Annotated in this window: 8 protein-coding genes; 2 read left to right on the top strand and 6 right to left on the bottom strand. The window is 74.4% G+C overall.

What is annotated here, in order from left to right:
- Positions 1–45 precede the first annotated feature (45 nt).
- On the bottom strand, positions 46–249 hold the full coding sequence (locus tag CK485_RS05400) for a cold-shock protein (protein WP_030667277.1): 204 nt from the start codon (positions 247–249) through the stop codon (positions 46–48).
- Between the two features lie 313 nt (positions 250–562).
- On the opposite strand from CK485_RS05400, the gene CK485_RS05395 reads away from it, so the two are divergent.
- A complete protein-coding gene (locus tag CK485_RS05395; protein WP_109447420.1) occupies positions 563–1,468 on the top strand; it encodes a menaquinone biosynthesis protein in 906 nt (301 codons plus the stop codon).
- A 127-nt stretch (positions 1,469–1,595) separates the two neighbouring features.
- Here the strand turns inward: CK485_RS05395 and CK485_RS05390 are convergent, their stop codons facing one another.
- Positions 1,596–5,996 (bottom strand): FtsK/SpoIIIE domain-containing protein, encoded by a 4,401-nt coding sequence (locus CK485_RS05390; RefSeq protein WP_109447418.1) that lies wholly within the window; start codon positions 5,994–5,996, stop codon positions 1,596–1,598.
- Positions 5,997–6,292: 296 nt separating this feature from the next.
- Here CK485_RS05390 and CK485_RS05385 point away from each other — a divergent pair, with 296 nt between their 5' ends.
- Complete coding sequence (locus CK485_RS05385; protein ID WP_109447416.1) at positions 6,293–6,592, top strand: WXG100 family type VII secretion target; 300 nt, start codon at positions 6,293–6,295, stop codon at positions 6,590–6,592.
- A 90-nt stretch (positions 6,593–6,682) separates the two neighbouring features.
- Here CK485_RS05385 and CK485_RS05380 read toward each other — a convergent pair whose 3' ends face one another.
- The 4 genes from CK485_RS05380 to CK485_RS05365 all read right to left on the bottom strand — a co-directional run bounded on the left by CK485_RS05380 (position 6,683) and on the right by CK485_RS05365 (position 13,018).
- Positions 6,683–8,287: a serine/threonine-protein kinase gene (locus tag CK485_RS05380; protein WP_241968141.1), complete on the bottom strand. Its 1,605-nt coding sequence runs from the start codon at positions 8,285–8,287 to the stop codon at positions 6,683–6,685.
- 176 nt (positions 8,288–8,463) lie between these two features.
- Complete coding sequence (locus tag CK485_RS05375) at positions 8,464–10,869, bottom strand: transglutaminase domain-containing protein (RefSeq protein ID WP_241968140.1); 2,406 nt, start codon at positions 10,867–10,869, stop codon at positions 8,464–8,466.
- The gene (locus CK485_RS05370; protein WP_109447412.1) at positions 10,866–12,020 is read right to left on the bottom strand and encodes a DUF58 domain-containing protein; all 1,155 of its coding nucleotides are present in this window, start codon (positions 12,018–12,020) and stop codon (positions 10,866–10,868) included. The genes CK485_RS05375 and CK485_RS05370 overlap by 4 nt, the downstream gene beginning before the upstream one ends.
- Positions 12,020–13,018 (bottom strand): MoxR family ATPase, encoded by a 999-nt coding sequence (locus CK485_RS05365; RefSeq protein WP_109447410.1) that lies wholly within the window; start codon positions 13,016–13,018, stop codon positions 12,020–12,022. Before CK485_RS05365 ends, CK485_RS05370 begins: the two co-directional genes overlap by 1 nt.
- Positions 13,019–13,045: the final 27 nt, after the last annotated feature.

The following is a 13,045-nucleotide window of genomic DNA, read 5'->3' as shown; positions in this document are numbered from 1 at the left end:
TGCTGTCGTGCGACAACCCTGCCCGCCTCACGCGGGCCGGAATGCTCAGGCCGGGGTGACGTTCTCCGCCTGCGGGCCCTTCGGGCCCTGCGTGACGTCGAAGGTGACCTGCTGGTTCTCTTCGAGCGAACGGAAGCCGGAGGCGTTGATCGCGGAGTAGTGAACGAAGACGTCGGGGCCCCCGCCGTCCTGGGCGATGAAGCCGAAGCCCTTTTCAGCGTTGAACCACTTCACGGTTCCGGTAGCCATAAAGCCCTCCTTGGGCCACGGGTTGCCCTGCTCCAGAACCTGCAAAGAAGTCTGAAAACTACAAAAGCCTGCGGCGTCAGCTCCGCAGGCTCTGTACTGCAAGGGAAACCAAACTGCAACTTGCGCTGAGCGTAGCACGGGCGCGTGGTGTGCGGAAGGCCCCAAAGATCTTTGTGTCGGGTCCGCGTCGTCCCTGCTCAGAGGCGTGACCGTCGGTAAGGGGCGAGGTGCGGCGGCCGGTCCGGCGGCGCACCGCGGGGCCTTCGGCGGCCCCCTGCGCGGTGCGGCAAGGCGCCGGGTCTAGCCTCCTGATGTGGACAATTCTGCAGCCAAGGCCTCGCTGGACGACCCCCGCCCCGTCCGCCCCCGGGTGGGCCACATCCAGTTCCTCAACTGCCTGCCGTTGTACTGGGGGCTCGCTCGAACGGGGACGCTCCTCGATCTGGAGTTGACCAAGGACACGCCGGAGAAGCTCAGCGAGCGGCTGGTCCACGGCGACCTGGACATCTCGCCGATCACCCTCGTGGAGTTCCTCCGCAACGCCGACCAGCTGGTCGCGCTGCCGGACATCGCGGTGGGCTGCGACGGCCCGGTGATGTCCTGCGTGATCGTCAGCCAGGTCCCGCTGGAGCAGCTGGACGGGGCCCGGGTCGCGCTCGGCTCCACCTCGCGCACCTCGGTCCGGCTCGCGCAGCTGCTGCTGGCCGAGCGCTACGGGATCAGCCCCGACTACTACACCTGCCCGCCCGACCTCGGGCTGATGATGCAGGAGGCGCAGGCCGCCGTGCTGATCGGCGACGCGGCGCTGCGCGCCTCGCTGCACGACGCGCCCCGGCTCGGCCTGTACGTCCACGACCTGGGGACCATGTGGAAGGAGTGGACCGGGCTGCCGTTCGTCTTCGCGGTGTGGGCGGCCCGGCGCGACTTCCTGGCCACGCGCCCGCGCGCGGTCCACGAGGTGCACAAGGCGTTCCTCGCCTCCCGCGACCTGTCGCTGGAGGAGGTGGAGAAGGTCGCGGAGCAGGCCGCCCGCTGGGAGATGTTCGACCAGGAGGTGCTGCGCCGGTACTTCACCACGCTGGACTTCTCGCTCGGCGCGGAACAGCTCGCCGGCATCGCCGAGTTCACCCGCCGGGTCGGCGCCACGACCGGCTTCGACCCGGACGTCCGCGTGGAGCTGTACCGCCCGCAGGACTACACGGGCCCGCGCACCGCGTAGGCGCGGCGGACGCCGAGGGCCCGACCGCCGCGGGCCCGGCCCCCGCGACCGCGACCGCGCGACCGCGCCCCCGTGACCGCGCTCGCGTGACGACGCTCGCGTGACGAGGTCCGCGTGACGAGGTCCGCTACAGCGCCGTCAGCGGGACCTGGACGGTGCGCACCTCGCCGTCGCCGAGGTGGAGCAGCCCGCGGCCCGGGACCACCGGCTGCCCGACCGAGCCGCGTTGCAGCCGCACCCCGACCAGGTCGGCGTCGGAGAGGTTCTGCGGGGAGAGCAGCAGACCGCGCCGGGCCTTCTTCATCTCCACCTGCCAGCCGGAGAAGCCGCCGCACACGTCGTCCGCGTCGCCCGCGATGACCACGCCGACGTCCTTGCCGGCCGACCGCCGCACCAGCGAGGTCAGCACATCGTTGGCCTCGCAGTTGCGCAGCAGCTCCGCGTCGTCCACCAGCAGCACGGCCGGCCCGTGCACCCGCTCCAGCGCCTCGCGCAGCTCGTCGGGCGAGATGTCCTCCCCGGCGAAGTAGCCGACGACGCCCGGCGCGTTCTTCAGCCGACGCAGCGGTGACTGGCGGCGCGGGGCGGCCAGGATGACCTGGGTGCCGACCGACAGCAGCGAGCGCGTCATCGTCAGCAGCACGGTGCTGCGGCCGGAGCGCGGCGGCCCCGCGACGACGAACGCCGGGCTGCCGGTGGCCAGGTCGGGCCCGAGCGCCAGCAGCTGGTCGCCGCCGACCGCGGTGAGCGCCCACATCGGGCTCGCCACGGAACGGTCGCCCGGCTCGCGCAGCTCCCACGCCTCCTCGAAGGAGATCCGGTTCGGCAGCACGTCCACCCGGAACGGCATGCGGGAGCGCGGCACGCCGGCCCAACGGCCCCTGGCCCACTGCCCGATGGTGACGAGGGCTGCGGCCTGCGCCTGGCCCGAGGGGTCCTGGGTCAGCATCGCCACGTGCGTCTCGACCGCGCCCTGCTGGCGGAAGCCCCGGCCCGGCGGCATGGACTGCGGCACCTTGCGCGGGTTGAGACCGATCAGGGTCAGGTCGGAGGGGTCGCTGAGCTGGAACGCCATCTTGTTCTCGGTCAGCGTCGAGATCCGGCCCAGCAGCAGCGTGCGGTCGCCGGAGATCACCACGTGGACGCCGACGGAGGCACCCTCACGCATCAACTGGTGGACCGCGTCGGTCAGTTCGCCCGCGTTCAGCTCGCCCAGCGAGGGCGTGAAGCCCTCCCAGCGGTCCAGGAACAGCACGATGTGCGGCAGCCGGTCCTGCTCGGGGACGCCGAGCCGCTGCTCGTTGATGTCGGTGAAGCCGCGCTCGCCCAGCAGCGCCATGCGCCGCTGCACCTCGGCGGAGAGGTTGCCGATCAGCCGCACCGCGCGGTCCGCCTCGTTGGCGCGCACCACCGCGCCGCAGTGCGGCAGCGAGTTGAGTGCGAGCAGCGAGCCGTTGCCGCAGTCCAGCGCGTAAAGGTGCACGTCCGCCGGGGAGTTGGCGCGGGCCAGCGAGCCGGCGATGGTGCGCAGCGCCTGCGAGCGTCCGGTGCGCGGCGCGCCCGCGATCATCAGGTGGCCGAAGCTCGGCAGGTCGATGACGCAGGTGCGGCGGGCCTGCTGGCCCGGCAGGTCGTCGATGGCGTACGGCGCGGGCAGCAGTCCGTCGCGCGACAGCCGGCGCGGCGGCTCCAGGTCGTCCAGCGTCATCGCCTCAGGCAGCGCGGGCAGCCACGGGCTGTGCTGCGCGGGGATGCCCAGCTGCCCGTTGGCCTCGATGATCGCGTCGACCAGCACGGCGAGGTCGGTCAGCAGGTCGTCGTCGCCGGACTTCGCGCCCGCGGGCCGCTCCGGCGCGGGCCGCCCCAGCGCCTCCCAGCCGACGGCCGCGGTGAACGGCGCCGGCGCCTTCGTGGCGACCTGCCCCGGACGGCGTCCGCCCACCCGGCCGGACTGGAACGGCAGGAGCGACGAGGCGCCCAGCCGTACGTACGCGCGGCCCGGCGTGGACTTGGCGATGTGCCCGGCGTCGGGGGCGTCGATGACGTCGGAGGACTCGGCGGCGTCGGTGACGCGCAGCGCGATGCGCAGGTTGGTGTTGGCGCGGATCTCCGGCGAGACCACGCCGGACGGGCGCTGGGTGGCCAGGATCAGGTGGATGCCGAGGGAGCGGCCGCGCTGCGCCACGTTGACCAGGCCGGTGACGAAGTCCGGCAGTTCGCGGGCCATCGAGGCGAACTCGTCGATGACGATCAGCAGCCGGGGCATCGGCGCGAGCGACGGGTTGGACCGCATCGCGATGATGTAGTCCTCCAGGTCCTTGGTGCCCGCGGCGGCCAGGATGTGCTCGCGGCGCCGCAGTTCGGCGCCGAGCGACTCCAGGGCGCGTTCCACCAGGTGGGTGTCGAGGTCGGTGACCATGCCCACGGTGTGCGGCAGCTTCACGCAGTCCTTGAACGCCGAGCCGCCCTTGTAGTCGACCAGCACGAACGTCATGGCGTCCGGCCGGTTGGCCACCGCGAGCGAGGCGACGATGGTCTGCAGCAGTTCCGACTTGCCGGAACCGGTGGTGCCCGCGACCAGGCCGTGCGGCCCGTCGCGCACCAGGTCGATGGCGAACGCGCCGTCGAAGGACGCGCCGACCACCGCGCTGGTGGACCGGCCGCCGGCCGCCCAGCGCCCCACGATGCCCTGCGCGGTGGGCGGTTCCAGGTCGATGACGTCCAGCAGGCGGCAGGCGTCCGGCAGCGCAGCGCCGTCGTCGCCGCTGATGTCGCGGATCGGGGCGAGCGCGCGGGCGGTCTGCTCGCACCACTGCGGGCTCACGCAGTCCGGGCGGACCCCGGTGACCGGCTCCTGGCCGGCCATCGAGACCTGGAGCATGCCGTAGTAGTCCTCCTCGACCAGCGCCCGGCACTCCTCCGGCAGCAGCCGCCGGTCGGCGTCGAGGCAGACCAGGTGGATGCCGACCTTCGGGCCGTCGCGCAGGATCTGGGTGAGGCCCGGCAGGGCGCGCAGCCGCCGCGAGCCGTCGAGGACGACCAGGGTGGTCGGCCCGCTCCACATCTGGTTGGCGGCCAGACCCGCGTCACGTGCCGCCTCCTGGCGGGCGGTGACCTGGGCCAGCAGTTCGGAGATGCGCCGGGCGACCGAGTCGGAGTCGGTGCCGATCAGCGAGATCGCCGACTGCCCGTCGCGGGCGCGGGCGTGCGGCAGCCAGCGCACCCACTCCCAGCTCTCCCGGCCGCTGGGGTCGGTCAGCACGCAGACCTGGAGGTCGGCGGGGGAGTGCAGCACGGCGGCCTGCGCGACCAGCCAGCGGCCGATGGCGCGCGGCATCTCCCCGCGCCCGGCGATGCCCAGCACCCCGTGCTCCTGGAGCGGCACGGTCACGGGCACGTCCAGCAGCTTGCGCGGCGCGGTGCGCTTGTGCTCCTCCTGCATCGGGTCGGAGACCTCGACCTCGGAGGGCAACGTGCCGGTGCCGACGCGCAGTTGGCCGTAGTCGAAGTCGGCTCGGCGCCGCTCCCACAGCCGCTGACCCGGGCCGGTCGCGGTGACCAGCACCTCGGCCGGGTCGGGCGCGCCGTCGCGGCGGGCGCCGGTCTCGGCTGCGGCGGCCTTGCGGGCCTGCCGCTCGATGGAGTCCTTCTGCTTCTCGTAGTCCGCCAGCGTCTGGCGGAACGACTTCTTGCCCTGCTTGCGGTCGTTGACGTAGTTGCCGACCATCGTCAGCGGGCTGAGCACCGCCATGAACAGGTACGAGGGCTGGTGCATCATCGTCGCCATGGCGACCGAGCCGACCAGCGGGATGCCCGCCATCACCCACGGCAGCGGCCGCGCCTCGCTCTGCTTGGGCCGCGAGGGCAGGTTGAACTTGGTGGGGCGCGGCGGCGGGGTGATGCGCGGCGGCCGGTTGTAGTCCAGGCCGGTGCCGTCCTCGGAGGGCTTGAGCGCGGCGTCGGGGAACGTGGGGTGCTGGAGCTCCAGCAGGCTCTGGCCGACGGCCACCACGCTGCGCCTGCGCCACGGCATCGGCCCGGTCAGCGCCTCGCCGTCCAGCGTGGCGGTGGCGCCGTAGGAGGGGTGGACGGTCACGGTGCCGTCGATGGCGACGTCCACCTCGACGGCGGCGTGCGGCAGCGTGGGGTCGGCCAGCCGTATCCAGGCGTCGGCGCCGCTGCCCACCACGGCCACCCCGGGTCCCAGCCGGTGCACGCCGCCCGCGTCGGGGCCGCCCACGACGCGCACCTCGACGGTGCCCTGCGCGTCGGGCGTCGGGCAGGCGACCGGCGCGGCCAGCGAGACCAGGGCGCCGTCGCGCAGCGGGGAGGCGTCCAGGCTCACTTCGGGGTCGAGGCGGAAGCCGCCCACGTGCAGCCCGGGCGGGCCCTGGCCGTCGTCGGGCCTGCCGAGCTGCCGGGCGATCTCGACGGCGAGCGCGCCGACCGGTGCCGCCGGGTCCGCGTCGACCAGCACGTCGGCGCGGCCGTCCCGGACCGGGTCGATGACGCTGAGCTGGAGTTCCACGGCCGTCCCCCCGGGCGTTGGATCATGGCCCGCGCCCGGCCTTCGCCGTCGCGGGGTGGTTCTCGTCGGACGGCCACCATGATGCCTCAGGCCCGCGACGGCCTCCCAGGCGCCGGGTGCCGGGCCAGGTGTGGGAACGGTGAAGGCGGCGCGGAACGCGGTGAAACCTCGCGCCCCGCCTCCCACTTGCGGGAACGGGGGATGCGACGGCCGCGTCTCCCCCCGTAAGCTGAACGACCGTTGTACCAGGGAGCCACGGGGGTCGGCCCTGAGGCGTGCTCGAAAGGTAAGCCGGTATGGCTGCGAACGTTAACGTCACGTACCAGGACATGAAGGACGCGGCGACCAAGCTGCGCACGGGTCAGCACGACATCACCCAGAAGCTGCACGACCTGCAGAAGTACGTCAACCAGCTGGTCAACGGCGGTTACGTCACCGACCGCTCGTCGAAGCAGTTCGAGCAGTCGTACACCGAGTTCAACAACGGTGCGACGAAGACCATCGAGGGCATCGACGGCATGGCCAAGTTCCTGGAGCAGGCCGCGCAGACCTTCCAGCAGGCGGACGAGCAGCTCGCGAAGGGCATCGGCCACTGACTCGGGTCGTACGCGCCGACGCGCCGCCGCAGTCCCACGCGGGACCGCGGCGGCGCGTCGCCGTTCGGGCGGGCTCGGCCCGTGGCGGGGTCAGCCGGTCGTCGTACGGCACACCTGCGGCGCCGGGGCGTACTGCACCTGGCCGTTGGTGAGTTCCACGATGGACACCACCGTGTAGCACACCCCCGGCTTGAGCGAGGCGGGGTCGGTGAAGACCACCTCGGAGTCGGTCCTGGACCCGGCCGGCTTGAGGGCGACCTGCTTGCCGTTGGCCGAGGCCTGCACGTAGTAACCGGCCACCGTGGCGGGCTGCTGCGGCTGCTTCCAGGACACCTGCACGCTGCCGTCGGCCGCCGCGAGTGAGACACCGCGAGGCATCAGGGCCGCCACCTTGTCCTGCGGGACCTGCTGGGCCTGCGGGTTGCCCTGGGTGCCGGAGGCCGGCGCGGACGCCGAGCCGGACGGGCCGCCGTGCGCCTGCGTCTTCTTGCCGCCGTGGTGCAGCACCAGCGTCATCGCCGTCGCCGCGGCCGCGAAGACCACCAGGGCCGCAGCCGACGCCATGATCCGGCGCCGGGAGCGCCGCTTGAGTTCGGCTTCCGCCTCGGCGCCGATGCGCTCGGCCTCCGCCTGCTCCTCCGGCGTGACGTCGTCGGCCGGGTCCCAGCCGGGCAGCACCGGCTCCGGCGCGGGCTGCGGGTCCTGGTCGGGCACCCGGCTCGCGTAGGCGGGCGGCAGCAGCAGCCGCAGCACCCGGTGCACCTCGGTGAGCGGCGGACGGCCCTCGGGGTTGACCGACATCATCCGGCGCACCAGGTCGAACAACTGCGGGGGCACGTCCATCCGGTGGGGGTGCGGCAACTCCCCGCGCAGCACCTCGTTGTACAGCGCCGACCAGCTGGTGCTGCCCGCTTCCGCGTACGCCGGAAGCCCGTTGAGCAGTGCGTACAGCGTCGCCCCGAGGCTGTAGACGTCCGCCGACGGGCCGGGCTTCTCCCAGCCGAACAGCTCGCGCGAGGCGTACATCGGGTCGAAGACCGCGCCGAGTTCGGGCGCCGAGCGCTGGAGCACCCGGCCCACCCCGTGGTCGGCCAGCAGCGCGTCGCCCGCGTCGTCGAACAGCACGTTGGCGGGCCGCACGTCCAGGTGCAGCACGCCGCGCCGGTGCGCGCAGGCCAGCGACAGCGCGGCGCGGATGCCGATGACGACGACCTCGTCGACCGGGAACGGGCCGGAGTTGGCCAGCTTGGCCTGCGCGTTGCCGCCCCGGCAGAACCGCTCGACCAGGTAGGGGTGGTTGTCCTGGGTGAAGCCCGCGTCGTCCACCAGCACCGAGCAGGGGTGCTTGGCCGCCGCGCCCGCCGACAGCAGTTCGGAGTGCGCCGCGAGCCGGGCGCCCTCGTCGTCCACGGTCAGGTGCAGCAGCTTGACGGCGACCTCCTGCCCGGTCGCCTCCTCGCGGCACAGCAGCACCGTGCTGTGGCGGCCGGTGCCGATCCGGCGCAGCAACTGGTAGCCCTGCGGCAGCCGTCCGCCCATCGCGTCGGCCTCCGCGGCGATCCCGCTGTACGAGCCGCCGCCCGAGGAACCGGTCCCCGGCCGCGCCCGCTCGGCCCACGCGCCGCCCGCGCCGTAACTGCCGAGGCTGCCGGCGCCGCCCGCGTCCTTGTGGCCCCATCCCGGCGTCCGGTCCACTGACCCTCCCGTGCCCTGCGTTCTCCCGTTTCCGCGGCGTGACGCGCCCGCGGCGCTGCCCAACGTATCGCGCCCGCTCAGCCCCGCACCGCCCGCGCATCCCGCTCGTCCCCCTTCGGTACGGGATCGGAATCCGGCGGTCCTCGCGGGCCCACGAGGGCGCCCGCCACGGTGCGCTACCGGCGGCCCAGCAGTGCCGAAGGGCGCAGCGCCCGCCGCAGCCGCTCCCGGCGCGGGCGGCTCGCGACCACCACGCGCTCGACCGCGTCGCAGTGCCGCCAGGCGGCGTCCGCGGCGGCGGCGTCCGGCGCCCGGCCCGCGTAGCCGACCTGGTTGACCAGCTCCGCCAGCGCCGGAAGGTGCTCGCCCGCGGCCCCGCCGACGCGCTCCGCGCCGAACGCGGCCACCTCCGCCGCGGTGTGGGCGCCGGTCGGGGGCAGCCCGATCTCGGTCAGCCGGTCCACGATCTGCTGCCAGGCGCCCAGCACCCGCCGCCCCGGATCCGGGTCGCCGCGCCGCCGCGCCCGTCTGCGCCACGGCACCCAGGCGGCGCGCAGCAGGTAGCAGACGGCGAGCGCGAGCACCGCCAGGGGGGCGTAGAGCCACGGCGGCGGACCGCCCGCGCGGCCGGGCGCGGCGGCCTGCCCGCCGACGCCGTCCTTGCGCGGCGGGGTGGCCGAACGCGGCTGCTGGGTGATCTTCTGGTCGACCTGCTGACGCTGCTTCGGCTGCCCGGCGGGCGCGACGGAGGCGCCGTGCGCGGAGGCGGCGTCGGGCGTCGGGTAGAACGGCACCCAGCCGATGCCCTGGAACTCCACCTCCGGCCAGGCCAGCACGTCCTGCCCGCGCACCTGGTACGTGCCGCCGCCGACCGGCACGCCCTGCCGGAAGCCGACGACCACCCGAGAGGGCAGGTCCAGGGTGCGCGCCATCACCGCGAACGCCGCGGCGAACTGCTCGCTGGTGCCGCGCTTGCCGCTGGTGAGGAAGAACTCCAGCTGCCGGTAGCTGTGTCCGGGCAGCGCGGTCGGGTCGAAGTGGTAGGTGTCGCGCAGCCAGTCGGCCAGCTTGACGGCCTGCTCGTACGGGAACGTGGCGCCCGCCGTGGCCTGGGCGGCGGTCCTGGTGAAGGTGGAGACCGCCTCGATGGGCTGCCCCGCCGCGTCGGTGCGCGGCAGCTCGGTCATCGCCGGATCGTCGGCGGCCGGCGCGTACTGGAGGCGGCTCGCGTCGTAGACCGGGACCTCGCTGGTCGCGGTGTAGCGGTAGCCCGCCCGCACCGACGCCTGGTCCGGGCCCAGCGCGCTGCCGCCCACCGTCAACGTACCGCCGGCCGGGTCGACCGCGAGGTCGGCGGAGGCGGGCGCGCTCACCTGGACCGGCCGGTCGGCGGCGGGCAGCCAGATCCCGGGCAGCGAATCCACGGTGAAGTGCTGCACCACCTTCTGCGTACCGCCCGGGTCGACGCCGGGCTGCGACGGCACCCGGCCGCCGGTGCGCTCCAGACGGGCGTCGCTGGACCAGGTGACGCCGTCGTACGAGTCGAGCACCGCGAGCCGGTAGTTCTGGCCGCCGTCGCCGCCGCTCGTGCGCACCGTGAACACCGGCTGGGTCCCGGCGCGCATCCAGACCGCCACCTCGTCCAGCGGGCTGACCGACATCGGGCGCGTGATCGGCGGGGTGACCGTGTGCCGGGGGTCGTAGGGCGCGCCGACGCCCGGCAGGTACGGGCCGACCGCGCCCGCGACGACGGCGAGCGCCGCGACCGTCGGCAGCCCGACCGCCAGCGACCGCCACGACGGCGCCACCCGGCCCCGGGTCAGCGCGACCAGCCCGGCGCAGGCCGCGAGCGCGCCCACCAGTACGAGCCCGGGCCCCGGGCCGCCCACCCCGAAGACCACGGGGACGCCGAACGCGACCACGCCGGGCAGCGCGGGCAGCAGCGGTCCCTTCGTGCGCAAGCCCAGTTCGGCGGTGGCGAACGACGCCAGCCACAGCACCGCGTGCGGCAGCACCAGCAGCGCGGGCGTGCCCGGAACGGGGAGGATCGTGGTGAGGACGGCGCGCGGCGCGTCCAGCAGCGCCGACCACGCGTCGCTCATCGCGGCGGGCGTCGGCAGACCGCCGCCGCTGTGCCGGAACAGGGTGGCGCAGACGGTCACCAGCCAGCCGACGACGGTCAGCAGGACCGAGGGCCACAGGGGGTTGAGCGTGGCGCGGCGGCGCGAGAGCGCCCCGGACAGCAGCACCGACAGCGTCATCGGCGCGAGCACCGCGACCGCGACGACCGGTGCCAGCCGGGCCGCCGGGTAGACCCGCAGGAAGCCGCAGCCGGACACGGCCAGGAGCAGCACCAGCGGCAGCAGCGAGACCAGCAGGCGGCGGCGCCGGGGGACTCGGGCGTGCGGGGCGCCGGCCCCGGGCGACGGGGCGCCGTGCGGCCCTGCGGGACCCGGGGCGTGCGGGGGCGGGGCGGCGGTAGGGGCGGGGGCCGCCCACTCCCAGTCGTTCCCGGCGGCGGGCGCGGGCCGCACCCGCGCCGGACGGCTTCCGGTACCCGTTCCCGTCTCGGTGGCGCTCACCGCACGGCCTCCCAACGCCAGTTCGCGACCAGCGCGTTGAGCGAGGAGATCGGCAACTGCGGTACGTCGGACGCCACTTCGCGCGCCCCGGGAGCCTCGGCGTCGCCGCCCACCCGCAGCAGCGTCACCCGGTCGAACCGCCGCCGCACCCGGCCCAGCGCCGCCATGCCCTCGGTGTCGCCGGTGCCGGTCACCACGATCAGCGAGCCGCCGCCGCGGTGGTTCTCCAGGCCGTCGAAGGCCGCCGCGGCCGAGCGCTCCCGCGTGCCCTCCACCAGCGCCAGCCGGTCGAGCAGCGCCTCCGCGTCCTGCCCCGATCCGTCCGCGCGCAGCAACAGACCGCCCGCGCCGCGCAGTTCGACGGGGAAGTTGGAACGGGCCGCCGCGTGCCCGATGGACGCCGCACAGTCCACCGCGAGTTCGAAGTCGTCCTCCGAGCCGTACGCGACCGTGCGGGTGTCGAGCACCAGCGTGGTGTGCGGAAGCGAGACGTCCACCATCTGACGAACCATCAGCGTGCCGGTGCGCGCCGAGGATCGCCAGTGCACCCGGCGCAGGTCGTCGCCGAGCACGTACTCGCGCAGCGCGTGGAAGGTCAGCGAACCGTCGTCGGCGGTGTCCGAGGTCGGGCCCTCCATGTGGTGCGCCGTGCCGGACGGCAGCACCGGCAGCACGCACACCTTCGGCCGCACCACGAACGCGTCGGCCTCCCCGTACGCCACCGTCCGGCGCGACAGGCCCAGCGGGTCGGTGCGCTCAAGTCCCAACGGCCCCACGGCGATCCGCCCGCGCCGCGCGGTCGGCAGCGGGTAGCGCGCCTCGTACGTCGCGCCCGGCCGCAGCACCGGCACCGCCAGGCTCAGCGCCTCGCCGCCGCACACGTCGGTGGCCCGCAGGCCGCGCCGGGTGCGCGAGCCCGCGTTGGCCAGCGTCACCACGCCCTGCGCGTACTCGCCCCTGGCCACCTTGCGCGGCGCGATCCGGCGCGTCGCCTCAAGACGCGGTCGCGGCAGCGTCCACACCACGGCCACCGCCACCGCGAGCAGCCCCGCGACGCCCAGCGCCGCCGCCTCGCGGTAGCCGAAGGCGTAGCCCAGCGCGGTCAGCACCGCGCCGGCGACCCCCACGCCCCACCCGGTCGGCGTGAGCATCACACCCGGGCCCCGCCCGCGTGCGGCACCGGCACGGTGGCCAGCACCTGCGCCACCACGTCCGCGCCGGTGCGGCCGCTGAGTTCGGCCTCCGGCGTGAGGATCAGGCGGTGCGCCAGCACCGGTTCGGCCAGCGCCTTGACGTCCTCCGGCAGCGCGTACGGCCGCCCCTGCGAGGCGGCGCGCACCCGCACCGCCCTCGCCAGCGCGACGCTGCCGCGCGGCGAGGCGCCCAGCCGCACGTCGGGCAGCTCACGGGTGGCGGCCGTGATCCGCACGATGTAGTCGTAGAGCTGCTCGGCGACCTGGATCTGGTGAGCCACCTGGATGAACTCCGCGATGTGGTGCGCGGAGGCGATCGTGGACAGCGACTCGGGAGTCGCGCCCGCCGCCGAGCCGTTGAGCACGGCCACCTCGGAGGCGTGGTCCGGGTATCCCACGGTGACGCGCATCAGGAACCGGTCGAGCTGCGCCTCGGGCAGGGGATAGGTGCCGCCCATGTCCACGGAGTTCTGCGTGGCCAGCACCATGAACGGCCGCGGCACCGGGTGCGTCCTGCCGTCGGCGGTGACCCGCCGTTCCTCCATGACCTCCAGCATCGCGGACTGGGTCTTGGGCGAGGCGCGGTTGATCTCGTCGCCCAGCACGATGTTGGCGAAGACCGGGCCGGGCAGGAAGTCGAAGGTGCCGGTGTTCTGACGGTAGACCGTCACGCCCGTGATGTCGGAGGGCAGCAGGTCCGGGGTGAACTGCACGCGCGCGAACTTTGCCTCCAGGGAGGCCGCCAGGCACCGGGCGAGCGTCGTCTTGCCGGTCCCCGGCACGTCCTCGACGAGCAGGTGCCCTTCGGCGAACAGACAGGTCAACGCCAGCTCGACGGTGGGCCGTTTGCCCTTCACGACGCGCTCGACGTTGTCGGCGAGGGCGTGGAAGCACTGGGCGAACAGCGAGACGGCGTCGTTCGGCCCGGAGGCGGGGTGCTGCGCGGGGACGGTCATCGGGCGCTCGCTCGGGGGGTGTCGGGG

Origin of the sequence: Streptomyces sp. ICBB 8177, from assembly GCF_003144095.1 — a bacterium.
Lineage (GTDB): Bacteria > Actinomycetota > Actinomycetes > Streptomycetales > Streptomycetaceae > Streptantibioticus_D.
Note: the sequence above shows the minus strand (reverse complement) of the source record. Positions and strands in the feature narration are given on the sequence as shown.